This window comes from Brenneria sp. g21c3, assembly GCF_040240345.1.
In the GTDB taxonomy this organism is placed as follows: Bacteria; Pseudomonadota; Gammaproteobacteria; order Enterobacterales; family Enterobacteriaceae; genus Brenneria.
Window position 1 is genome coordinate 78171 of record NZ_JBEIAB010000002.1, and the last position, 24380, is coordinate 102550.

Sequence of the window (24380 nt, forward strand, 5' to 3'; positions counted from 1 at the left end):
TTTTGAAGGAAGTCGCATTTATGCAACGTTTGTTGGCCTTGTTACGTATTGACAGCGCTTTTCTAGGCGCAAAAGTGTGAAGTGAATCGCTTTATTTTGCGTGCGGATTTTTAGCAAAGTCGTGTAATTGGCTGTTTTTAATTATTTTGTTTTTTTGTCGCCCAATGGCGGCTGATCGCGGGTTTTTCGCTCAGCGTCTGTGTTTGTTTTTGTGATTTATTTCACGGTTATTTGCGATTCGGACGCGTTTTTATCACGATCGCCCCATTTGTTTCGCTGGTCAAACACAGGAATTGCGTCAATTCGGCGGGGAAGTAGAGGGTAAGCGGGGAAGGGCAGGCGCTGCTTTTTCCATCAAGAGAACGGAAAACATCCTTGTTTCCCTGCCGCTTTCCCACTCAGCGATCAATCGCTCACAGCGAAATACTCACGATCAAGGGTTTATCGGAAGATAATTGACCGGTGCGGGCTTTTATCCAGATGCAGCCGCGCTGATCGCTATGCGCCGCCTCGCCCTGATGCGAAAACAGTTTATCCGTCGATTCCAGCCAGTCGTCCACTGTCGCCGCGCCGATTGTGATGCGGCGCGCGGCAGAATGGTTTGACCGGATGCGCAAGTAGATAAACTCATGCAGCGGATAGTCATATTTGCGCGGCGTGACGCTGATGACCCGCGTTTCTCCCTCGGCGACCGATTGTTGATATTGCTGATGGATATCGATAACGGAAAAGACGCCGTTTCGTTCCGCCGAACGCGTGACGCCGCCGTCATCCCAATACAACTGGTAATCGGCCGTCGCCGCTTTTTCCAGCGGATAAACCGACAGAACGAGCGGTTGCTTAAACTTATCCAGCACCTGAATGTTTTTGAATGCGGCCTTCAGATCCGACTGGCTATGCCGTTCGGGAATAATGGCGCCCTCACGGATAAATAGCGGCAGGTCGGTAATGTCGGCGATGACCTTAACCTGCTTGCCGCCGGCGATGGGATGGTCGATATCCGCCGTGTCTTCCAGCACGTTATACCTGAACCAGTGGATCGTCTCCTGCCCGCCGGCGGGAAGATAGACCGTTTTTTCGACCTCATAGGCGGCATCGCCGTTAAGGCTGCGCGTCAGGATCGGCGCCACGATGACCGAGTTATCGATAAAGAACTGCGTGGCGAGAATATCGCGATTGCTCTCGCTGAATACCGCTTCGTCCCCCTCCCACAGGCTCATGGCTTTGATGACCGGCGCGCCGCTGCGGGTGTTCTGATACATCGCGTCATACAACAGATGATGCCAGCGTACCCGAAAGCGGATAAAGGCGGCCATGATCTCGCTGAAGGTTCGCTGCTCGCCCGCCCTCCCCGTATAGTGATAAATCTCCTGATAGGGTTTCATCGCATCGTAGTGGTTACGCATCCACGGCATTAAACAGGCGGCCTGAACCCAGCGCGTCATCAACTCCTGCTCGCAAATCGCGCCGATATCGACGTCGTCGGCGCCCAGCACCAGTCGGTCGTAAACCATCGGGTTGTGATTCCGATTCTGGTTGCCGTTGAATAATATGCTGCCGGGATCCTCCGGCGCTTCGCCGGGGGCGAAACCGCCGACGTCGGTGCCGGCGATCGGCAGACCGGACATGCCGAGATTAAGCAGCATGGGCAGGGTCGCCTGAAGGTGGTGCCAGGTCGAGGCATTATCGCCGACCCAATGTCCCGCATAGTGTTGCAGTCCGGGGTAGCCGCTGCGACAGATGATGTAGCTGCGTTTATAGCTTTTCAGCAGATCTTCATGGGCCGTCAGCCCATATTCATAGGTGGATTTCGCCAGCATATAGGCGTGGAAATTGCGCAACTCGACAAAAGGCGTTTTACGCCCGTCGCCGAAACGAGGATCGGTCAGATGCAATTGACCGTGGTAGCTGCGCCAGTTGAAGGTATTGGTGCGCCTTCTGTCGTCGTCCGGCGCTTCGCCGCTCAGCGACCAGCCGAACTGATTGCGTGGCGACTCCGTATCGGCGAAGTTATTGCCGTCTTCCACGTGGGGCATCGCATCGGGAACCGTCATGTCCTGCCAGACGAACCCGAGGCCGTTTTTCAGCAAATAGGCGTACTGATCGCCCCAAAAACGGGCGGCGTCCGGATTACCGTAATCGGTCACCACCGCGCCGATCATGTCCCGTTCCGCCGTTTGCGCGTTAATGCCGTAGTCGAGAACCAGCACGTTTTGATCGGGGTAGTTGACCTCGCCAATCCGGGTGTACGTCAGCCCCGGATAATCGCTTTCATTTTTGGGGCCGCGGAATTTGGGGATGTTGGCTTCCCCCTCATTCTGGACGCAGTAACCGTTGCGGATAAGACCCTGCACGGTTTCATACTGCTTTTTCGTTCTGTCGCCGGGATGGTAGGCCACCTTATCCGCCCGGATAAACGGCGTGATATTGGTCTGGCATTGCAGATTGAATTGCGCCGCCCAGTCGAAAACCGAGATCCCTTCGCCGACCTTGCCGCCGGACCAGAAGCTATCCTTGATGGTAAAGACTTTTTTATCTTCCTGAATGTCGATATCAATCCCCAGTCCTTCTATCGGGATATCCGCCTGCCGATGGCCTTCGACGATATCCTCAACATAGACTTTCAGCGGATCGTTTTCTCCCTGCGGGCGCAGCAGACCGGGAAAGCCGTATTTGGCCTGAAAATAGCCAAAGATATATTTGGGCGGCATGGTCGCACGGTCGTTGAGCGTCAATTCGTCCGGCGACGCCGCGCCGGGATTGCCTCGTCCCATCAGGTAGGTAAAGGCATCCAGTACCTTGGCCGCCTGTTCCGCGAACATATAATGGCAATCGAATTCTCCCTGCTGCACGCCCGCTTCAACGGCCGTTTTATCGCGAGCGGGGTTCTTGAAGGAAAAATAACTCTGCCCGGTATTATCGAGAAACACGCCCAGAAACTGCTGACGTCCGTTAATGCCGGCCCGTTCGATATAAAACGGCGCGTTAAGGTATTGCGGGACGCAGGAGGTGGCTTTGAAGGCATCCCGATAAGGGACGCTACGCGGGAAAACCTCGGGCTGGTTGTACCAAAGATTATCGTAATTGTAGCAGGTGACCTGCTCGCCGCTATGATCGAGCCGCGAGCCGCCGTAGTAACCGTAGCTGTCCCCTTTGGCTGCGCCGGCCTCCGGGTTGTGCTTGCCGGTCAGATTATAATTAAGGATCTCGCCCAGACCGAAGTAGTGCGTGGCCGACTCCGCCCGGCGCTTCATATTCGCTACGGTGCCGACGCCGGGTTTGGCGTGGAACAAGGGGCCGGAGGAGATATCGGTGATTGCGCCGTCCGACAGGCGTTTGATGCGTATCGCCAGCAGGCCGTCGTCAGCTCTGACAAACTGGATTTGTATCGCGCTTAATTGCACGCTGACGCCGTTGCGGTTCCAGCGCAGGACTGGCTTATAGCCCGCCGCCTGTTCGTGCCGGCGGATACGGTCGAGGCGTTCGGCCACGACCGGGCCATAAACTTTATCCGGATAATCCTCTATTGATGCGGCGGAAGGGGAAAAACGCACCCTGAAGGCATCTTTCCGGCAGGAGGTGACCTGTAGAATAAGACAAACATTGCGCTCGTCGTTCGTGGCGCCGGATCGGGCCTTGGCGTTAATATAGATAGTCCAGTCGCTATCGAATCCGCCGGGAGAATGCGGCTTGCCGTCCCAGTAGACCGAGTACAGTTCGATATCGTCGCCGACGGACCATTCCTCAACCGGCACATAATCATAGGTGTTATAAGGCCGCCACGCGTTCGGAAGTTTTCTGTTATTCATGACTACGCTGTCCTTGGTTGTCGATTAGCTTTTGTCTGCTGAACGGTGAAATTCGAAGGCAATCCAGACGCTATCGGTGTCGGCGTAGTACTGATGCGGCGGGTAGTGGAAGCAGGGATCGTCCATGCTGGCGTTTTTACAGATGTCGGATTCGCCTTTCCAGCCGTCATAATCCTTGACCAGCGGCATCGGCAGATGGGAATTGCCGGGCGCCAGCCTGAATTCCTCATACATTTCCGGGAAGGCTTTTCCGGTATCGAAAGGCGAGAACATGCCGCCTTCCGGTTGGATGACGCGTTTACCGGCAATGGCTGCACGGGCTTTGGCCATGTTGGTGAATTTCTGCATGCGGCCAAACCCAATCAACTGCGTATGCACTTCTAGGAAATTGCTGCCATGCGCGGCGTGGATCCCCGCATCCGCGCCGGCCGGCAGCCACCAGAGGTTGGCGTATAGCTCATAGGGTAAGGCTTTGCTGCCCGCGGGAGCCGGCAGGCCGACCAAATGCCACGGGTTCACCTGGATTTGATGCGCCAGATGGAGCTGGTTGGAGATCCAGAGCGGCAGCGCGGGCATACCTGCCGGGAACGCATATTTGGCCCAGTTTGTTTCCTGGGAAAATACATCCGTCTCAACATTGCGGGTGCTGCGTACCTGAATCAATGAAATCAGCCCGTTTGCCGCGGCGTCGGCGCTGGTAATCACCGCGCCGGCCCGGATAATCACGCTTTGCAGTGAAGGAATGAGGCGTCGTAGCGGGGTATCGTTCTGGAGATCGTTGTTGATCTCGGCGCTGGCTGAGACAAACACAGGCTGCGGCCCCAGATTGGTCAATATGATATCGGCATTATCCTGATGGGCGAACAGACTGCTGGTATCAAATTCATGCAGGCTGCTTACCATCGCCCCGTAGAGCATGCTGCCGTTAAACGGATATTCCGAAACGATATTTTCCCCTGTCGCCGGTTTGATGGTAAAGGTCGCCGGCGCGGCCGGGTTGGCGCCCGGCGCCAGCGTTTTATCGGTCGCGACGCAGGATGTGCCGATCACGCCCGGCGGGCAATTCGCTGGCTTAGGCTTATTAACGCCGTTGCCGGCCATGACTTTAGGCGCGCCGGCCAGCGCCATCGTCCCCGCGACGCATCCGCCATAAAGAATGAATTTACGCCGGGACAGCGAAGAGGGAATGCTCTCTTTGTCCGTTAAAGGAAGAAGATTCGCCTTTGGGTTTTTTAATCGAGTATTCATATTGGCCTCTAATTATTTCTTAGTTAACAATTCTTGTTATTTGCGCGGGAAATAACGGATGCCGAATCTTGTCGCCATTTTATTTATTCATTCTGCGACTTGTCGGCGGGGTGGTTGATTTAATCCGTCAATCAGATGACTCCCGTAATGGCGCAATTTATCCCGTAAATGATAATTACGTAATAAGTCGATATGTTTCCATAAGGATTTATTTGCTTGCTAATTGTTTTATCGCGCTATTATTGGCGGCGTTATGGAGAATTTAAACGCCGGACGCGATAATCCTATGGGTAAATGCTGGGTGGTGGATAAAGTAGATTCATAATATAGCAAGTGAACAACTTATTAATTAAGACTGATCCTAGTTATTTTCAACTCAGCATGACATTACTGCTTCTTTAGCATTGGGTTATCCCTTATTCCAGTCGGCATTGTAGCCTTCGGTTGGTGAAATTCCCTGTTCCTGGTCAAAAACTTACACGGAATATTATCAAAAATGGCCTTTAATCCACCAAAATATAATCTTATTTGTTTTTATTCCAACGCTGTTTGAACGGGCGTTTTGCGGTAAATATCTTTTTATTTTGTGATTAATTGTTTTATTTTTCTAAATACTATCACTAATGGTAAAAGAATGTAATAAATAAAGTTAAGATTATCCATTATTATCAGCCTATTAAATAAAGATTCGATGTATCCTGTTAGATGTTAACCAGCTCACAGTTTAGACTGTTTAGAAGCTGCCAGAATGAGCTGGAACCTTTCAGCTTGTGCTTCAGCGCACTGAAAACGAACATGTTCACAAAGAGGAATTAAGATGGCCAACATGCATATCCGTGAGCCGGCAGCGATCATATCGTTAGCCGGCATCACGCTGTCCGCCCAGGCAATTCCGCCGCAAGACGCAAAGTGGTGGAAAGAGGCGGTCGTTTATCAAATTTATCCGCGCTCTTTTAATGACAGCAATGGCGATGGTATTGGCGATCTCAACGGCATTACCGAGAAACTGGATTATCTAAAGAATCTGGGGGTTGATGTTATTTGGCTGAGTCCGCACTTTGATTCGCCTAATGCGGATAACGGCTACGACATCCGCAATTATCGAAAAGTCATGGCTGAGTTCGGTACGATGGAAGATTTCGATCGAATGTTGAGCGAAATAAAACGTCGGAATATGAAATTAATTATCGATCTGGTGGTAAATCATACCAGCGACGAGCATCAATGGTTTAAGGAAAGCAGAAAGTCGAAAGAGAATCCGTATCGCGATTATTATATCTGGCGGGACGGTCGTAATGGCGATGCGCCGAATAATTATCCCTCTTTCTTCGGCGGTTCGGCCTGGAAAAAAGACGACGCGACAGGACAATATTACCTGCACTATTTTGCGGAAAAACAGCCGGATTTGAATTGGGAAAATAAAAAAGTACGTGAGGAAGTGTACGACATCATGCGCTTCTGGCTGGATAAAGGCGTTTCTGGTTTTCGTATGGACGTGATTCCCTTTATCTCCAAACAGGACGGCCTGCCTGATTTGCCGCCGGATAAATTAACGCACCCGGAATTAGTCTTTGCCCACGGGCCGCGTATTCATGAATATTTGCAGGAAATGAACCGGGAAGTGTTATCCCGCTACGATACCATGACGGTGGGCGAGGCCTTTGGCGTAACCTTTGAGGATACGCCGAAATTTATCAACGCCGACCGCAATGAACTCAATATGCTGTTTCATTTCGATATCGTTCGTCTCGATCGGGATAACTGGCGTAAGACGGACTGGACATTGCCGCAGTTAAAAGCGGCGTTTGAGAAAATCGATCGGTCGGGACGTTTGGGATGGAATACCAGCTTTTTGAGCAACCACGACCACCCGCGCGCAGTTTCGCATTTTGGCGACGACAGCGATCGGTGGCGCGTTTTATCCGCCAAAGCGCTGGCGACGATGATGCTAACCCAGCGCGCCACGCCTTTCCTGTATCAAGGCGATGAACTGGGAATGACCAACTATCCTTTCAGGACGGTGACGGATTTTGAGGACGTCGAAGTTCGGGGGCTGTGGAAGGTGCTGGTGGAAAGCGGACAAGTGACGGCGGATGAGTTCCTGCAACACCTGAGCCAGACCAGCCGCGATAACGCCAGAACGCCGATGCAATGGAGCGAAGAGGTGAATAGCGGCTTTAGCGAAGGCACTCCGTGGCTGGCGGTTAATCCGAACTACAGGCAAATTAATGCCGCTTCGCAGATTGACCAGTCGGATTCCGTGTATAACTATCATCGCGAACTGATTGCGCTAAGGCGCCAGGCGCCCGCTTTGATCTACGGGGAATATCGCGATCTTGATCCGCAGCATAATCAACTGTTCGCTTATACCCGCACCCTGGAAGATCAACAGTATCTGGTGGCGATCAATTTCACCCATGATAATGTCGAATGGGATATCCCTGATGGCAAAAAAATCGGCAAAACGTTAATCAGCAACCGCGCTGAACCGGCGGCCGCGCCGGGCGACAGCCGCCTGACGATGAAGCCCTGGCAGGCGGTCATTTTCCAAATATAGCTTTTATCCTGCCTGCGAACGCAGGCAGGATATGGCCTTCCTGATGGTTTCATCGACCGATAAAAAGAGGCGGACGCGGGTTCGCCTTTCCCGTCTTTTCGGACCGCGCATTGAGGTTTTCTTCTTAGCGGTTACGCTGTTATTCTCCTTTTATGTATTGTTTTTTGCGTAAGGAAGAGATGATGACCACGGTTCTTCTGCTGGATCCTCGTGTTGAGGAAATACGCGCGCAGTTGCATGATGAAGCCGCGCCGATTGAGCTGGCGTTATCGGACGGCACCACGGAACAAGCGAACCGTTATGCCGTCTGGCTCGGCGAGCCGGATGTCGCCGCCGCGCTGTTGGCCCGGGGCGCTAAACCTGAGTGGCTGCAATCCACCTGGGCGGGTTTCAAGCCGCTATTGGCCGCGGGATTGCCGCGCGACTACCGACTGAGCCGGGCGGTCGGCGTATTTGGTCAGCCGATTGCCGAGTATGTTATCGCCCAACTGCTCAGACATGAATTACAGCTGGACGAGCGGCAGCGCAGCCAGAATCAGCGGGAATGGAATCGCCGTTTACCGGGATCGCTGGCCGGCAAAAAGGTGCTGATTGTCGGGGCCGGCGAGATTGGCGGCGAGGTGGCGGGTTTCCTGCAACCTTTCGGCGCGGCGCTCTATGGCATTGTGAATACGCCCCGGCCGTTACCTTCCTTTAAGCGCGTCGCGGGGATAGACGAACTGCAAACCGCCGTTCAGGATGCCGACTACGTGATCAACCTCTTGCCTGATACCGCCGCAACAACGGACATCTACAATGCCGCGCTGTTTGCCGCGATGAAAACATCAGCCCTGTTCATTAACGTAGGGCGGGGAACGGCGGTGGTTGATGAGGATTTACTCGCGGCGTTGCACAATAAACAGATTGCCGGCGCAGTGCTGGATGTTTTCCGGCAGGAGCCTTTACCTGAGTCCCATCCGTTTTGGCAGGCGCCCAACCTTACGATCACCGCGCATGTCGCCGGTCCGATGGTTCCAGCGCTGCTCGTCCGCCTGTTTCTGGACAACCTGGCGCGTTTCCGGCGCGGCGACGCGCTACGCGGGGAAGTGGATTTCGCCAAGGAATATTGAATCCTTGCCGATGATGAGACGGTATTGCGCCGGCGTGGCGATGAAGCGAATTTTTGCTGAAAAACCCTTGTCAGCCTGCGCAGATTGGGACATAATGCCGCCCGCCTCATGAATTATAGTGATAACATTCATGCGGTTATGTGCATTTTGCGGACAATGCATCACTCCAGGCCCGTTAAGTTTGCTTTTCAGCGGAACTGAGAGATAATACAGCGCACCGCATGCGGGAATAGCTCAGTTGGTAGAGCACGACCTTGCCAAGGTCGGGGTCGCGAGTTCGAGTCTCGTTTCCCGCTCCAATTTCTTTTCTATAGATGTCCACTGATGTCTGTAGGTCTATGAAAAAAGAGCGAAAAGCTCTTTTTTTGTTTCCAAAGCAATCCATTGAAAACCACCCACGGCCAGCCTTTTTAAGGCCAGAATTGAGGCCAAAAAAACAGGGTGGCAACGCGTTGCGGATTGTTGCTGGGATCAAATAAAGGCAGTGACAAGCATAGAGCCTGAGTCTCAACTTGGGAGCTCTTGTCATGGCACTTTCCGATCTGATTATCCGGCAGGCTAAAGCCAACGGCAAAACCTTTCATCTTCCTGATTGCGATGGCCTCGGTCTGGTTGTTTCGCCGGTAGGCGGTAAGTCATGGCATTTTCGCTATTACTGGCTGGGTAAACAGAAGCGCCTCTCTCTGGGCCGTTATCCTGCAATCGGCTTACGCAAAGCGCGCGCATTGCGTGATGACGCTCGCGAGCTGTTGGCTAAAGGCATCAACCCCTCCACCGTTCGCAAACAAAAGCGGCAGGCCGCGCGTCTGGCCGCCGGACACAGCTTCAAAGCCGTCTATTCCCTTTGGCTTGACCATCGCAGACTCGAACTCAGAGAAGGGCTGCAAAGTACCCTGTCGCAAATCCAGCGTATTTTTTCTAAAGATGTGCTGCCCATTCTGGGCGAGCGTTCGATCTTTGAGATCCGTCGCTCTGACCTGCTGGAGGTGATTGCCCGTATTGAACGGCGCAAAGCGCTGACCATCGCGGAAAAGGTGCGTACGTGGTTTAACCAGCTGTTTCGCTTTGCGCTGGTAAAAGCCGAAGGGCTGGAAACTAACCCGGCGTCGGATCTGGACGTGGTGGCGGCCCCTAAGCCACCTGTCAGGCATAATCCCTATCTCGCTATCCACGAGCTGCCGTTATTACTCCGGAAGCTGAGCAACTACGCAGGCGATATGCAAACGCAGCTTGGCATCCGGCTGTTGCTATTGACCGGGGTTCGCACCGGAGAACTGCGGCTGGCAACGCCGGATCAGTTCGATCTGAAGCGTGAGCTATGGATCATCCCGCCGGAGAATATAAAGCAGTTGCAGAACGCTATGCGCAGGCTCGGCAAGAATGGTCAGGCTATTCCGCCATACGTTGTGCCGTTACCCGCTCAGGCGCTCGACATTGTGCATCATCTGCTGGCGCAGATGAAACCGGCTCAAAAATATCTGCTGACCCACCGTAGCGATTTAAAGAAACGCATCAGTGAAAATACGCTTAATAGCGCACTGCGCCGTATGGGGTATGCGGAACAACTAACCGGCCACGGTATTCGCGCCACCATCTCGACGGCGCTCAACGAAATCGGCTATCCCAAAATGTGGATTGAGGCGCAGCTTTCCCACGCCGACCCCAACAAAGTCAGAGCGGCCTACAATCATGCGCAGTATGTGGAACAGCGGCGGCGCATGATGCAGGAGTGGGCGGATAAGCTGGATCGCTGGGCGACGAACGGAACCGCTGAGGTTAATTATGGCGTTGCAAAAAACAGCGTACTTGAAAACACGCTGAAAGCGATGGCAGACGGTCGGATGTTGCCCGGCGAGGGCATACTGTTTTTACGTGAGTTTATTTTGCAATGAGCGGGTTATCCCTTTGTCCACTGAACGACTTCACCGTCATATAGTTTCAGGATGATGTCTGCAAAGTCGTCGTCAAGGGTATAAAAATAGCTTTCGGGGACGTTAAGAACGCGGGCAAAGGCGCACATCGTCTCAAATGTCGGGCGATGTGTGCCGCTTTCATACTGGGAGACACGCGACCGCGCGGTGGCTTCTTCAATCCCAGCGAGTACCCCCAATTTTTCCTGAGTCATTTGGGCACGCAGGCGGGCAGCTTTAAGGCGAGCAGGTAACATAGTGACACCATCAATAATCAATATTGACGTCATGTTTAGCATTGCTTTACAGGTGAGTTGCTTAGAGTCCCTGAACAGAGTCGCTTGTGGAAAGAGAAAGGTCAGAGGGAATGCGCTTTATATTGGCGATAAAGGTCGAGCAGCATGGCTGCAAATTTATCATCAAGGGTGTAGAAATAACCCTCCGGCACATTCAGCACCTTCGCAAAGGCGCACATCATTTCGAATGTCGGGCGATGTATCCCGTTTTCATATTGCGAGACGCGTGACCGCGCGGTTTCCTCTTCAATACCTGCCAGCGTACCCAGTTTTTCCTGAGTAAGATGCGCGTTTAACCGTGCGGATTTAAGACGTCCGGGAAGCATGATCAACACCCTAGATAAGCTATTGACTTAGTGTTTAGCATTACTTAACATCGTAGTTGTTTAGAGATGTTGAACATGGCGGATAAAATCATGGGGGGAGAGAGTAATGAACGTTAATGACTGGCATCCGGCGGATATTATCGCTGGCTTGAGAAAACGTGGCACAACGCTGGCGGCGATCTCCAGAGAGGCGGGATTAGCGTCATCTACATTGGCAAATGCGCTGACGCGACACTGGCCGAAGGGCGAGCGCTTGATTGCCGAAGCGTTGAACAAACAGCCGGAAGAGATCTGGCCTTCCCGCTATCAGGGCATCAGCCGTGGTCAGGGTGGGGAAGGGGAGCAGGATTGAAAACCTGAAGGGGCTTGATGGCTGTTTATGACGTCGTCTGCTGGCAGCCGCGACTGGGATACCGTGAAATAGGGCAGAGTGCCTTTTCCCTTTTTCTGGCAGGTCCGTTGCCCCTTAATATCTATTCCCTTCGGCCATTTCCTGCCTTTTTGATCTAGAAACCCCTTTTTATCGTCCAAGATAGAGCGACACGATCTGTAATCTTTCATGCCCCAGTTCCCGACTAATGATTTGCCGCACCTCACGGTCGATGGCTCGTTGCTGCGGCGTCAGGTGGTTATAGCCGGGGCCACCGGCGGCGGGGGCCAGCCAGCCGGTCAGGGTTTCATAGCGCATCTGGGCGTAACGATGGCGTAAACCGTGCATGCCGCTGAGTCCGGCGTTTTTGCACTGGCCGTCATACAGATGCCGCTGCTGGATATAGGTTTTATGCGCCGGGATTAGCGAACCGGCTCCCGCCAGCGCGTGGGCTTCATCCAGCACGGCCCGTTGTTCTGGCGTAGTGATGGGGACGGTACGTGCTTTACCGCCTTTGGTCCATGTGCCTTTCAATGCGATATGGTCGCCCCGGTCGGCATAGCGGGGCTGGAACAGCAGGCACTCTTTTCGGCGTAGCCCAAAGGCGGCCTGCAAACGCAAGCTCATTTTTACCTGTGGGTCGCGGATACGGTCGAGCCGGTCGTTCAGCGCTTGGGCTTTATTCTGATTGGTGACATAGCACCGTTTGGGAATGCCCAACTGGTCGTTGTCGGCGGGCAGCAGGCTCGGTTTGCCAATCTTCTCCGCCCACCAGCGCAGATGCGCCAGCCGGTTCTTTAGTGTGCCGGCGGACAAATCCTCTGATTGCCAGCGCGTCAGCAGGGTGTAGATATGCTTACCTTTAAGCGAAGTAGCGCGCATCTGGCGGAAAGCGGCCTCACGTAACTGGCGGGCCATCAGGGTTAGAGACCGTTTTCTGTCAGCCTGCGTGGTATGGCTGCCGTCCCGGTTGCGTCGGCAAAGCTGGTTCAGCGTCCATGTCAGGTCATCCAAATCAGCCTCCTCTTTGTCGGTCTTTTTGCTACAGTTAATTCGCTTGTTCTGAGAGGAAATCGGGTTAGTGTAATTGCCAACTCGCCGCATTCACTGCGACAAGATCCCCGAAGGGCAGAGGCCAGACGCTCAGAACGTCTGTTGCCTCAGATTGAGGCATCCGCCTTGTTTCCTGCTGGAAAGCCGGGCGGAGGGCACTGCCTGAAAAACGTGGTAAAACCTCCTTTGTTGCAGATGGATGGAAAGAAAATGCGGGCCAGCGGCTCGCTGCGGATAAGAGACATTGATTAAATTGGGCCAGTAATACCCTGAGAGAAAAAAGGCTCAACCCGATTAAGGGGCGACGCCGGGAATGAGCCGGAAGCGTCTGGATGGCTCCATCCTGATCGGACAGACACTCGCAGGAGCCAATGCCTTTGGGATGGCCGGATGGGTACGGCCAGCGCAGCATATACGCTGTGCCATGTTTCCGGTGTTCAGACCCACCGGAAGGTTGTTGCAGGGGCAGTATGCCGGAGCATCGTCACGCAGACAGTAATGAATAGGGCATTGCGCCAGCCCATATTGTTGCAGCGTTGCATCAAGCCGTCACTGCGGCGGCAGTGACGGCTTGATGTTGGCGCAGAGCGAATAAACAGTGGCAAGGTGCGGCTAAATCTGACAGTTGGCTAAGAGCGAAGCGGTCATTCAGATTAACTCAGTTAACTAATGCGACTTATGCAGGCAAAGTACGGATCCTCTCGTTCCGGTAAGTAATTTGTTGATGTACGCTATCCATACTCATAAAGTTGAGATGGATGTGATCGCATAAAGTGACAAAAACCAGAGATAATCATTACGTGCCTCAATGGTATCAAACGGGCTTCGTAGATGAGCGAGATAACCAACTCTGCCATCTAACACGTCGAAAAATTGACTTACCGAATGGTGAACTGAAGATTGTCCACTCAAAGAAATGGTATACGTCAGCTCAACGCTTCTATGAGATAGACTTGTATTCGACATTCTTCGGTACTGAGGTCAACGACGAAATAGAGCAAAGGCTATTTGGTCCAATCGATGATAATGGATCAAAATCTGTCCGAGCGTATCTAACTGATGACCAGTCCCAGTGGCACCATAACTTTGAGGATCTCTTTACTTATCTCGACGCTCAAAAGTTACGAACCCCTAAAGGCTTGGACTGGATTAAGAGTAAATACCCAGAGCTAACACAAACGCAGCTCATGCTTGAGATGCAGTCGTTACGAACCATGCACTGCACGTTATGGGCTGAAGGTGTCAGAGAGTTGGTATCAGCTGAAAATTCTGATGTTAAATTTATTGTTTCAGACCATCCAGTAACCGTTTACAACCACGCCTGTTCACCAGATTCTGAGTTTTGTGGCTATCCGAATGACCCTGATATCTCGCTAAAGGGATCGCAAACCATATTTCCGTTGGATAAGAATCGTTGCCTGATTTTGACAAATCTCGAATACGCTCAAGACCCTGAAAACGCGAACCCACTTGAACAGCGAACCAATGCGACACGTGCGCGTCATAGCATGGTCAACACCATCGAGTTTATTAACACTCGTAGGCTGACTGCGAATGAAGTTACTCATATTAATTACATCATTAAAAGTAGGGCCAAAGCGTCTGTCGCTGCTGGTAAAGAAGAGTGGCTATATCCTGAAAATGATGTAACTTGTGATTGGGCTGGCTTACGGCACGTTCTGTTGCCACCATCAAATGAACTATACAGATTTGGTGGAGAAATGTTTGCCAAGTTTGGTGATGGAACAGTTCACTATCAAGATGCATTTGGTAGAACAGCTCCTCCAAACGAATACCTGAATAAGAATATCGATGAAGCTCGATTAGGCCGTAACGATTTTTGTGGTTGCGGTAGTGGCCGGAAATATAAAAACTGTTGCCGCAATATTCCGGCTGATTTGCGTACTACTTGGGATGTCGCCAGTATCCGAGAGCGAAACCTAGCATTTTGTAACTGTATTCGAGATGTTCTTGGACTAAATAGCGGTAAAACATGGCTGGATGTCAGGAGAGAGCTATCTGAAGAGCAGATAAGGAAAATCTACGGATTTTATTCAGCATTATGGCCCTGTGAAACCGATATTTACTCGTTGCTGCCGAAATCTGACGGCAAGTTTCGAGGGTTATATTCAGGGCCGTTAGACATTCGAACTATTGATTCGAATGCCTTGCCAATGGCATCCTTATTTGATGAATTTCTGGTTGAGACTCCTATAACTAATCCTAATAACATTAGGCCAGAACTTAGCCCAACCAAGTCTCCCCAGAAATATAAGTACCAAGCGCTAAAAGACTTTATGTTTATGCTACACATGGAACCATTTATTGGACTTGGTTTAGTTAATCTTATTCCTGACCCAAGCGAATTTGATATTGAGTTGATGAGAGCAATGATGGAAATGGCTGAAGACAGAAGCCGAACAGAAAAAATTCTGTGTGAGCAAGATCGGCGCTTACATTTCAGTTTGACAACTGAAGATATTCTGAACTCAACAGCAATGATGCCAAAGGATATAAGAGTCCAGTTTCTTATAAGTGAACTTGGTTTAGATCAGACGGTTGCAACGCAGGTCATTACTGGATTGGAACAAAGCGCTGAAGCATCTCCATTGGTGATGTTACAACAATTGCCAGCAAGCGATGGTGGTCAATTAATGCAGTTTCGCATGGGACCAAACTATGAAATGGCGCTGTTAATAGCTCAAGTCACGGGTTCTGTTCTGGTTACGGATAGCGGCTCGCGATGGAAAGAATTTATGTCTGCACAGCACCGGAACCTGGGCATAGTTACTTATCCTTGGAATAAAGTACTTGGTCAGTTAAATGCAATACCAATTGACGAACTGTTTCTGGACACTTTTCAGAAGTCCCAAGGCCACTTCGCTACAGCGAGAAATATCCTAAAAGCGGTTGACCGTATGGTCTTGGATAATAACCGTGACACAGCTCAATTGATCCGAATAGCTGATCAGGCATTCGACTTTGCGGAATGCCTTAGTCAGGTTACTGATTCATTGATACTTAAGCACCTGAAGATATCCAGCCCTGATAATGGTTTCTATGATGCAAATGTTCAGCGATTACTGGCTCGTTCTAGCTGTCTGAGATATGCTCATCAAGTCAGATCAGTTTATGGTATAGATCTTTCATAGCACAAGCTATTGCTTGGTTGATATTGCAAGTGCCATATGGAAATTAACTATTTTGAAACATCTAATCTAATTTATACGCAGAAATTTAGTTAAAATATTTATGCCCAAAAGAAAATTAGAATAAATGGTAGCGTTTGGCACTAAGTCGATCGCAGGAAGTACCTTGGGTGGGTATGAGCGAAAAGCGGGCATGTCATGACTAATATCGGTGTTTTTACGGCGATTCCTTTGATAAAATTTAGCTCGTTGAACAAGCATCACGAGCACGAATCCCAATCCCGTGAAATCAACCGTAGTCGACATGTAACCATCACACATGATGGTGACGTTCACTTTTAGATATTTTCCGGCATACTGAGATCGCCCCGAAGGAGCTCGCTATGCGCAAAGCCCGTTTTACTGAATACAGAATCATTGCCGTCCTGAAGTCCATCGAAGCAGGCAGAACGGTGAAAGATTTCAGTGTGTGATCATTGCTAAAAACAGCCCTCTACTGAAGTGGGCTGTTATCTGATATAGGTTGTTTAGTCTCACTTTAAGGTCTGAGCGAGGAACCGTCGCTGACTTAAAAAAAGATCGGCAAAGGATATGAAGTCATATAGCGCTTCATTTACTGATTTTTGCACCTCACCTAGTTTTTTATTCGTGACTTGCAAACCAGCCTCCGACAGGGACAGCTCCCCATGCGCGATCTTGTTTCTTTTGGTCTTCACCAATAAAATATGTTCTGCATTACCTTTGACATTTCCTACGGTAATACCGTAACTATTAAACACCTCTCTTATTTTAAAACAATCCAAGTTTCCAGAAAAAACAGTTTTAACCTTCTGATATTCACTTAAGTAGGGAAAGGAGAGATTAGATGAGGCAAAGTCCTCAGCTAACTTTCTCTTCCTTTTTATATTAAGATCGCCATTTCCAAAGTGATAGTGTAGGAATTTATCTTTTATCTTTGGCGACAAATCAACAAAGTGGCATTTATTGCACTCTTCGTGAATCCTCTCAAGAATGGAATAAATCGTGGCCTCTATATTATTATACAGGGCGACATAAAAAGCAGATTTAAGAATCACGGTTATATCCACATTTCCATTTACAGAAGATACTGACTCTATATGAGAAAATAGAGACTTAACCGATCCACTTCTTTCCTGAAAGTCTGCCATTACGCTTTTCATTTTGAAAGCTCTAAGATTCTATTCTTAACAAATTCGATTCTTTTGTTTAAGTTTTCCGTTGAGTGAGTTCTATACTGTCCAGTCGCTGCACGGCTAAACTCTCGATCGGTGAAAAAGTACTGAACCTCAATTTGTTTTTTCAAAACAAGAGGTGTTTTTTCTTCCAGTGCAAGATGAGTCCCTACCGAGATTGCTTCAAAAAGTATTCTTGATACATCTTGTCCTTGTTTCTTAGAAAATCCATATTTAAAGTTGTCACTTACAAAGTTGACCATCCTTTCAAACTTTTCCCTTTTATCTTTCTTCTCCTGCTCGGTGAATGAGTCACGCTTATCCCCCATATAATTATCAAGGGCCTTACTAACGCTTCTTGAAAACGTATTGAACTTAGGATAGTGATCGACCAAAGCGAAAAACCTAAGAATCAACTCTTCGTGCTCCTGCCTTTTTTCTACATTTTTAGAAAGATGCACTGCTTTTTTAAATTTATCATTTTTAGCACATTCATTATATATAAAGTCAGTGAACTTACCTCTATACACCCCCTTTCTTGTTTCCATGTTCCTTAGAATATCACTGCCTTTGTTTATCCTTTCGAATAAGTCATTTTTAACTTCTTCATTAGCTGCTTCGGAAAGGACAAATACGGATATTGTAGTATTGTTGAACTTCCTTCTCCTAGATATATCAAAATCAGCGAAGTGCATACCATTCAACTTTGTTACCTTTTCTAATCCAGTTAGTTCAAGAGTTCCTTCAATGAAGGCGCTCAAAGTTCTTATTCTCTGAGAACCGTCGACTATCTCAAGTCTCCCATTTTTATTCTCAGCGACAAATATAGGAGGGACGGGCAAGCCTAATACTATAGACTCAATTAATTTTGATTGTCTCGCATCATCCCACACAAAATCCCGCTGATAATCTGGGACATAAATTTCGTTCTCATCATCATCTAAGCCATTATTGTATTTGCTAACTAGCAGCTCAATCGTGTAATCTTTGCTGTCGTAAGCCACAGTTTTTTTAAGCTCTACTATTTGATTTTCTACGTCACTCATTTAAAGCCTCTTTTTCTTATTCCCAAAGTAAGTTTCACGACTTATTTCTAATCAAATTCATGGTTCATTTAACGATGGTCTCCCCCCTCATTTGCTTCGCTTCCCTCACAAAGCCTAAATTTTGATACATGAGTCTTTTGAACATACTAATGAAATGAGCCAGCAGTAAATTTGTTGATCGTCCATTTGGCAATGCTTAGCGTAATACCCCGAACTTCTTTATCGTCAAGAGGTATAGAAAACTAAAGGCTATACGATTATAGCAGGCTTGCAGCCACTGGTCATACTCTGGCCAGCAATGACGAATCGTATGATATGCCCATCTAAGGGTTTTGTCGAACAGGGAGCAGTTAAGGCCTAAGCCGAAGTCAGCAACGATTTCTTTGTCGTTCGCGGCCTTAGGAAGAGAAAGTCTGCTATCCAGTCCAGCGTATAAAGCTCCGTCTGCCAGACTGATCTGCTTTCCGTTGATTAACATAGGCTGAAACTAACAACATCCGCTCATGGCACTGAGCCGACAGTCAGATCTGATAGACCCAGAGTAGTAATATGTCAGATTAAGTACGAATCAACGCAACTTAGCTCATTTAAGAATAACCATGCCTAAGCCGCCATCAAATGCCAAAATCTTCTCGAAACCGATCAATCTGATGCATCCGCTCATGCAGGATCGTCACGATACCGATGTCACCGTTTGATAGTCTGCGCCAGTAGACAACATGTCGCTCGTAGCGAAAGAAGAAACCTTCTACCCCAAATTCGGCGGGCACTGGCCGTGAAACGACCTCGTGGGTTTCTATCCTGGAAAATGCCTGAAACATGCCGGTAATGTAGCTATCCGCTTGCTCTGTACCCCATCGCTCGCGCGTGTAGCGGTAGATCTCGTCAAGGCGATAAGAGGCGGCCTCCTGTATGCGGACATTAGCCATAGGGTCAGGCCTTGTTGCGTGCGATGATATCTGCGGCGGTCAGGGAGACGTATGAAGATTCTGGTGCAGCAAAGGCATTAGTTAGTTCGGCCTTGAGTCGTGCGAATGCTTCCGCCTCTACCCGCTCTTTGTCCCGGCGGATCAGATCCCGGATGTACTCGCTGACGTTGTCGTAAGCGCCGTTTTCGCCTACGTTGGCGGCCACGAAGTCGCTCAGTGGCCCTTTGAGGCGAACGGTCATTGTCGTGGTTCGGGACATGGTGTGTTCCTCATTGATGAATCTCGTATTGAATATAAGCAAAAAATAATACAAAAACAACGTCAGGCCGTATGCCATAAGGTATAGGTTAGATAAATAAAGAATCCTATTATCATAAGGTTATGCAATGTTGGCGCATTATTTTTGGCGTGGGGATAATATTAATCGGGAAGGGAGATTGAGTTTTGATGGCTGTCTAAAGGAGCTGTTAATTCGTTTGTTTGACGAGCCACCAAAACAAGGCTAATTTCAAGGCTCGACAGATACTGACAGTATCAAATTAACGTTAATAAACTCAGACTTAGCAACTCAGAGCTTGTCTCGTTTCCCGCTCCAATTTCTTTTCTATAGACCTCCACCAAAGTCTGTAGCTCTCTGATTCAACAGGGTAGTCGCTCTGTTGCGCATGCTAAAAAATCCATTGAACTCCCCAGCGTAGCTATGTGTCCGCGCGTTCAACATGGCGTTGAATAATCGGATGCGGCCTGTGGAAGGCGCACGTTGTTACGCGAGGTTATTTTGCGCTGAGCGGCTTATTTTTCGCCGGGATCTTGCCAATGATGCTGATGGGATCGATCGAGAGCAAACGGGCAAGGTGGACAAATTCTACGATGTCTAACCGGCGCTCTCCGTTTTCGACTTTGGCGATAAACGACTGAGGGCGAGCCAGCGCCTGAGCCAGACTGTCCTGCGTGACCCCTTTCGCTATGCGCGCCTCGCGCAGCGCCTTGATAACACGTTGATATTCTTCTGAATAAATTGACGCCATCTCGTTAACCTTGATTGATATCCCAAAATCGAATATCAGCCATTTATTGAGTTATCCCAAAACAGGATAATCAATGAAATTCGTTATGAAGAGGAGCCAGGAAGATGAATAAAAATGACTGGCATCCTGCTGATATCATTGCATCTCTAAGAAAATAGGGAACAACGTTGCAGCGGTTTCAAAGCGGCGGAGCTGGCCTCGTCCACGTCGGCGAATGCGCTGGGCCGAGGGGCGAGCGTTTAATTGCTGATGCGCTTAAAAAACAACCGAAAGAGATCTGGCCTTCATGCTATCAGGATATCGGGAGTGGACAGGGCGACAGGCGCAGGTGGTTTGTGAAACAGATTTATGGCAAAAGGATAAAATAATATCGATATACTTGTGATACTTAAAGTTGCAGGTATGTTTACCATAAGCCTACATCTGTGCCATCGTGAACCAGTAGGTCTATCCTGCATTTTGAGGTTTATTGATTATATAATCCGCTAACATATAAACTGAGTCTTTAATGAGTCATATTACTGTGACTTTAAATTATAAAAGGATATCGGTGATGCATAAAAACTATTTTCCCCTAACAACTATATTTATCATATGCCTGACATTTTTTTATTCTACATATGTTTCATATTCCCTGACGGGAAGTTTTATGGGTAAAATAAGCGTTCTGGATTTAGAGAAGTTTGGGGGGGTAACGCCAAGTAAACTGTATGATTTTGAAATCTGGAGACTACTGCTCTCCCAATTCATACATGTTAAACCGATTCATATGATTTATAATGTGTTGTCTTTTTTTATACTCGGCGTTTTATTAGAAAAACATATTGGTTCTCGATTTCTGTTCGTTTTATGGTTTGCTAGTGGTGCATTAGGAACCCTTTATAGTACTAATTTTGTAAGTTACCCTTGGAATATTGGTACAGGATCATCTCAAGCTGTATTGGGTGTTTCTTCGTTCGCTTTATTATTAGTTTTGGTTAAAGAAAACACGACTAATATGTTAAAGTTTGCTGTGGTTTTTGCTATATTACCAGCAATGATTTTGGATGTTATTTATGCGCATCATCCAAAACCTGGCCATGTGCTTTCCATTTTGGTCGGTCTTGTATTGAGTCTAGTTTATTACAGAAAGCATAAATTATATTTTGATAATGAAATTATTTAAAAACGGTAAGTTACATATAAGCTATGCCAGTACTCATTGAAAATGCTTGAATTTTCTGGGAATGACAAGATGTCGCTCTTCTTACCGTAAAACCGTGGCCTGTTTCCCTTTACTACTACATATCACGGTGACAATGCGTTATGCTCGTTTTGCACTCAATTATGTTATTGATGTTATTTTACTCAGCTACATCGTAAATGTTCTAATCGGTATTCAATATGGAAAAACCAGAGTACAAATACAGCTTGCAGGAACTTCTTTGCCTGAAAGTATTCAGTGAAGTGTTTGGCGTAATCAGCTCTGAAGCGTTTTGTCGGGCTGTAGTGGCCTGGGCTGAAAGAGAGGTTATCACTGGCATAGACTCTGAAACGCTTCTTATAATTGCATCGCTGGGACTTGATTCAACGCTAGACCGTTTTGAAGTCGAGAAATACCTGCTTATTTACCAAAGTGAACAGTGCATTCAAGATCCATCCCCTCGTTATAGTGCTTTAGTTTGGCTTCGCTTGCAGCTGGAACAGTTGATTACAGCCTCATCCGCATACGAAATCGAAAGCAGGCTTTCATTTTTTACACATTATGTTTTAGACCACCCACCACGAGCTTTCGCCTGTATAACAAATACACTATCAAATTTTTATTGGGAACTCTATGACGAGTCAATTCCTGTATTTAATTCCAGAGCATCTGAAATGAGTGAAGATGAGCTTTTAGAGCAGGTTAAAGAGCGTCTACTTCCCTTCTACCGGATTCTAAACAACCCCGACTGGATGCAGGTATTAGCTTATTGAAACCAAAGCACCTGCATCATCGTTTTATTCATAACCTCTTAATTCGTGGTTACAGGCGAGCGCTGGTATTGGTATTTCAGCTACAGTAATCGAGCCATCAATGAAACATCATGTTTTAGGCAATGAGCTGATGACATGTCTTGATTACTAACTCTTTGAAAGATTTCTTTTTGGCACCTACCTGCGGATCGATGACACTATGTCAACAATGAGCGAATTGCAGACTTAGCGCCATGGTGAACCAGGTAATGGGGAGCCGATCAAGATGATAAAAAGCCGGGAGGCCAAAAGGCGTCATGCCAGCCGGGCTGGTCGCAAAGGTTGGCAACTATCCGGAACAACAGTGCGTTTTTCCATAAGCAGGCTGAATATAAGTGTTAATGAAAAGCCCGGTGGGACTTTTCATTCTTAAGATCGGCAACACATCAATTACCACATCAAATCATCGGGTACTTTAAAATCCGCATACGGATCTTCTTCATCTTGCTCTTCCTGACTAAGCGCACTATTTAATACAATACTGTTCTCATCTCGCTGCGCAATTTTATCGGCTACGCTCGCGGGGATAATCGCGTATTCACTCTTGCCGCTGTTATCAACAACCAAACGGGCAATGGCGAGACGACCACTGATCAACTGAGCTTGAGTAAGTTTATCCACCACTATTTTTTTAATTAAATTGTTATCTGTGAAGTTAAAGTCAATATCGCCTTTTGAAATGACGATTCGGTTCATTTCAATGAGCTGCTTCACCTGAGCTTTATACTCTTTGGATAAAGCCGCTTGTTTTTGTTGTTCGCTTAGCTGTTTATCACGCTCAAGTTGCGCTTTCTTATTTTCTTCCACAGCCGCTCTTGCCTCACGCGCCTGAACGCGTGATTTTTTAGCCGTTCTCTGGACTTTGGCCATTTTTTTGCTGGTTACTAATCCAGCTTTGAGCATCTGCTCTTGTAAGGTGAGTTTTGCCATCTTCGTTTCTAAACCCGTTGAATAATTTTGGGGATTATACCTGTAATTTTTAAGGCTGTACCAGGTTGCAGGATCTGAGCACCGCGTGGCTTGAGTTTATAGGGATCTACGCATGAAATAAAACCAGTGCTGACACCGGGTCGAATGATTCTGTTCGCCATGGTCATAGGATAGGGGTCATGGTCGCCGATCTTTATTACGCGCAGTCGCGACTGGCGGAGATTGGCCGCAGTTTCGGATGCCCGGCGACTCGGCCGACCCTGATCCAGTTGGGCTATGCTCTTGGCGTTTTGCTCATCGGCATTTTCTTGGCGGATGTGGCTGCTCAGGGTCTACAGGTGACACATCAGTCGGTGCTGTATCGCCTTGCGCCCGAAGCGCGTTCACGCATTACTGCGGTCTTTGTCACGTCGGGATTCGTCGGCATGTCGCTGGGAACGGCGCTCGCCAGCCTGGGGTATGCCCGGCTGGGGTCGACAGGCGTTTGCCTTATTGGCGCCGTATTCCCCGCTGTGCTGGTTCTTTACTGGTTGTGGCGCGCGGCTGGAATAAAGCCTTTTTAATTCTGTCGCGATGGCATTATTTCCGATAAACGTTGGCGATCCGTTTCGGTTTGAGGATGATAAATATTTAATCTGCTGCTGGCGTCGCCGCTAAAGTTCCACCACAATTGTTTATCGAGCGCTATTTTACCCAGTTCTGCGTGCCTATAGGTATATGACAGTTCCTCTGGTTGTAATACGGTATTATCTGCCCAGGCCTTGTCAAAAATAGGCGATAGCGCTTTAAAATCATCAATTTTTTGCTTCAGCATTTCATCATCAGGATATCTGGCCAATGTGTCCCTGAGAAACCCCGCCATTCTGGTTATTTGTATCGTCATTTTTTTGTCATTATCAATACATAAGAATTTTTGCCAGGCGGCGTTTCTGATAGTCAGGCTAAGATAGTTTTTTTCGCTGACAGGAATGGAATCAATGTTAAAACCAATCATAAGACTGAATGCATGATTACATGTAATAATATCTAAATAATCATTTTGCAATAGTGAAGGGAGCGGGTTGAGTTGTAATAGTAATTGAGAGGTGTGTTCGGAAATGGTGCGGCAAGGATCCTTGTGCGTTATTGTTTGCGGCGAAATTAAATGGCAGAGGTATTCATATTCAAACGTAGTCAGCCGCAAGGCTTTTGATATTGATATAAGCACCTGCGGTGAAATACCCGCCGCTTGGCCGCGCTCAATTTTACTGTACCAGATTGTGCTAATGCCGGAAAAATAGGCTACATCCTCTCTTCTCAATCCTTTGGTTCTGGTTCGAACGGGCTTGGATAATCCCATGATCTCAGGAGAAATACTTTCTCGTTTTGCGCGTAAGAAATCGCCCACTAACTTTAGGTTATCCTGGTTCATTAACTAACCCTATACAATTTA

20 protein-coding genes, 1 tRNA gene and 1 pseudogene are annotated in these 24380 nt (G+C 48.4%); 10 read left to right on the plus strand and 12 right to left on the minus strand.

Features of this window, described 5'->3' with window-relative positions; translation table 11 throughout:
- Positions 1–413 precede the first annotated feature (413 nt).
- On the minus strand, positions 414–3809 hold the full coding sequence (locus tag ABRZ28_RS03110; protein WP_330519474.1) for a TIM-barrel domain-containing protein: 3396 nt from the start codon (positions 3807–3809) through the stop codon (positions 414–416).
- A 24-nt stretch (positions 3810–3833) separates the two neighbouring features.
- The gene (locus ABRZ28_RS03115; RefSeq protein ID WP_319605915.1) at positions 3834–5057 is read right to left on the minus strand and encodes a hypothetical protein; all 1224 of its coding nucleotides are present in this window, start codon (positions 5055–5057) and stop codon (positions 3834–3836) included.
- 817 nt (positions 5058–5874) lie between these two features.
- On the opposite strand from ABRZ28_RS03115, the gene ABRZ28_RS03120 reads away from it, so the two are divergent.
- The 4 genes from ABRZ28_RS03120 to ABRZ28_RS03135 all read left to right on the plus strand — a co-directional run bounded on the left by ABRZ28_RS03120 (position 5875) and on the right by ABRZ28_RS03135 (position 10615).
- Positions 5875–7614, plus strand: a complete 1740-nt coding sequence (locus ABRZ28_RS03120; RefSeq protein ID WP_330519475.1) for a glycoside hydrolase family 13 protein — start codon at positions 5875–5877, stop codon at positions 7612–7614.
- A 182-nt stretch (positions 7615–7796) separates the two neighbouring features.
- Positions 7797–8723 (plus strand): D-2-hydroxyacid dehydrogenase, encoded by a 927-nt coding sequence (locus tag ABRZ28_RS03125; RefSeq protein ID WP_319605913.1) that lies wholly within the window; start codon positions 7797–7799, stop codon positions 8721–8723.
- Between the two features lie 223 nt (positions 8724–8946).
- Positions 8947–9022 (plus strand) — tRNA-Gly (locus tag ABRZ28_RS03130).
- A gap of 228 nt (positions 9023–9250) precedes the next feature.
- Positions 9251–10615 carry a tyrosine-type recombinase/integrase gene (locus ABRZ28_RS03135; protein ID WP_442878665.1) on the plus strand — a complete coding sequence of 455 codons (1365 nt, stop codon included), beginning with the start codon at positions 9251–9253 and terminating at the stop codon, positions 10613–10615.
- A gap of 5 nt (positions 10616–10620) precedes the next feature.
- On the opposite strand, the gene ABRZ28_RS03140 is transcribed toward ABRZ28_RS03135, so the two are convergent.
- The gene (locus tag ABRZ28_RS03140) at positions 10621–10890 is read right to left on the minus strand and encodes a helix-turn-helix domain-containing protein (protein WP_048639778.1); all 270 of its coding nucleotides are present in this window, start codon (positions 10888–10890) and stop codon (positions 10621–10623) included.
- 101 nt (positions 10891–10991) lie between these two features.
- Entirely contained in the window at positions 10992–11255 is a 264-nt protein-coding gene (locus tag ABRZ28_RS03145; RefSeq protein ID WP_121589836.1) for a helix-turn-helix domain-containing protein, read from the minus strand.
- A 106-nt stretch (positions 11256–11361) separates the two neighbouring features.
- On the opposite strand from ABRZ28_RS03145, the gene ABRZ28_RS03150 reads away from it, so the two are divergent.
- Complete coding sequence (locus ABRZ28_RS03150; protein ID WP_239782396.1) at positions 11362–11607, plus strand: helix-turn-helix domain-containing protein; 246 nt, start codon at positions 11362–11364, stop codon at positions 11605–11607.
- Positions 11608–11775: 168 nt separating this feature from the next.
- Here the strand turns inward: ABRZ28_RS03150 and ABRZ28_RS03155 are convergent, their stop codons facing one another.
- A complete protein-coding gene (locus ABRZ28_RS03155; protein WP_330519476.1) occupies positions 11776–12639 on the minus strand; it encodes a phage integrase N-terminal domain-containing protein in 864 nt (287 codons plus the stop codon).
- 812 nt (positions 12640–13451) lie between these two features.
- Here ABRZ28_RS03155 and ABRZ28_RS03160 point away from each other — a divergent pair.
- Positions 13452–15830 (plus strand): DUF4238 domain-containing protein, encoded by a 2379-nt coding sequence (locus tag ABRZ28_RS03160; protein ID WP_330519477.1) that lies wholly within the window; start codon positions 13452–13454, stop codon positions 15828–15830.
- A gap of 530 nt (positions 15831–16360) precedes the next feature.
- Here ABRZ28_RS03160 and ABRZ28_RS03165 read toward each other — a convergent pair.
- The 5 genes from ABRZ28_RS03165 to ABRZ28_RS03185 all read right to left on the minus strand — a co-directional run bounded on the left by ABRZ28_RS03165 (position 16361) and on the right by ABRZ28_RS03185 (position 20023).
- Positions 16361–16996, minus strand: a complete 636-nt coding sequence (locus tag ABRZ28_RS03165; RefSeq protein WP_330519478.1) for an MAE_28990/MAE_18760 family HEPN-like nuclease — start codon at positions 16994–16996, stop codon at positions 16361–16363.
- Between the two features lie 8 nt (positions 16997–17004).
- Positions 17005–18066 (minus strand): DUF262 domain-containing protein, encoded by a 1062-nt coding sequence (locus ABRZ28_RS03170; RefSeq protein WP_330519479.1) that lies wholly within the window; start codon positions 18064–18066, stop codon positions 17005–17007.
- 614 nt (positions 18067–18680) lie between these two features.
- Positions 18681–18995 (minus strand): type II toxin-antitoxin system RelE/ParE family toxin, encoded by a 315-nt coding sequence (locus ABRZ28_RS03175; protein WP_330519481.1) that lies wholly within the window; start codon positions 18993–18995, stop codon positions 18681–18683.
- A gap of 4 nt (positions 18996–18999) precedes the next feature.
- Positions 19000–19254, minus strand: coding sequence for a ribbon-helix-helix domain-containing protein (locus ABRZ28_RS03180; protein ID WP_048637314.1), 255 nt, complete (start codon positions 19252–19254; stop codon positions 19000–19002).
- 514 nt (positions 19255–19768) lie between these two features.
- Positions 19769–20023 carry a helix-turn-helix domain-containing protein gene (locus ABRZ28_RS03185; protein ID WP_319604765.1) on the minus strand — a complete coding sequence of 85 codons (255 nt, stop codon included), beginning with the start codon at positions 20021–20023 and terminating at the stop codon, positions 19769–19771.
- Positions 20024–20127: 104 nt separating this feature from the next.
- Here ABRZ28_RS03185 and ABRZ28_RS03190 point away from each other — a divergent pair.
- The 3 genes and pseudogenes from ABRZ28_RS03190 to ABRZ28_RS03200 all read left to right on the plus strand — a co-directional run bounded on the left by ABRZ28_RS03190 (position 20128) and on the right by ABRZ28_RS03200 (position 21979).
- Positions 20128–20391: pseudogene (locus tag ABRZ28_RS03190) on the plus strand (helix-turn-helix domain-containing protein).
- Between the two features lie 281 nt (positions 20392–20672).
- Positions 20673–21188 (plus strand): rhomboid family intramembrane serine protease, encoded by a 516-nt coding sequence (locus ABRZ28_RS03195; protein WP_330519482.1) that lies wholly within the window; start codon positions 20673–20675, stop codon positions 21186–21188.
- Positions 21189–21406: 218 nt separating this feature from the next.
- Positions 21407–21979 carry a hypothetical protein gene (locus tag ABRZ28_RS03200; RefSeq protein WP_319604763.1) on the plus strand — a complete coding sequence of 191 codons (573 nt, stop codon included), beginning with the start codon at positions 21407–21409 and terminating at the stop codon, positions 21977–21979.
- A gap of 429 nt (positions 21980–22408) precedes the next feature.
- Here the strand turns inward: ABRZ28_RS03200 and ABRZ28_RS03205 are convergent, their stop codons facing one another.
- Complete coding sequence (locus ABRZ28_RS03205; RefSeq protein ID WP_319604762.1) at positions 22409–22948, minus strand: DUF2058 domain-containing protein; 540 nt, start codon at positions 22946–22948, stop codon at positions 22409–22411.
- Positions 22949–23127: 179 nt separating this feature from the next.
- Between ABRZ28_RS03205 and ABRZ28_RS03210 the strand changes: the two genes are divergently transcribed.
- Entirely contained in the window at positions 23128–23511 is a 384-nt protein-coding gene (locus ABRZ28_RS03210) for an MFS transporter (protein ID WP_330519483.1), read from the plus strand.
- On the opposite strand, the gene ABRZ28_RS03215 is transcribed toward ABRZ28_RS03210, so the two are convergent.
- The gene (locus ABRZ28_RS03215) at positions 23508–24359 is read right to left on the minus strand and encodes a helix-turn-helix domain-containing protein (protein ID WP_330519485.1); all 852 of its coding nucleotides are present in this window, start codon (positions 24357–24359) and stop codon (positions 23508–23510) included. The two genes, ABRZ28_RS03210 and ABRZ28_RS03215, sit on opposite strands and share 4 nt — an antisense overlap.
- Positions 24360–24380: the final 21 nt, after the last annotated feature.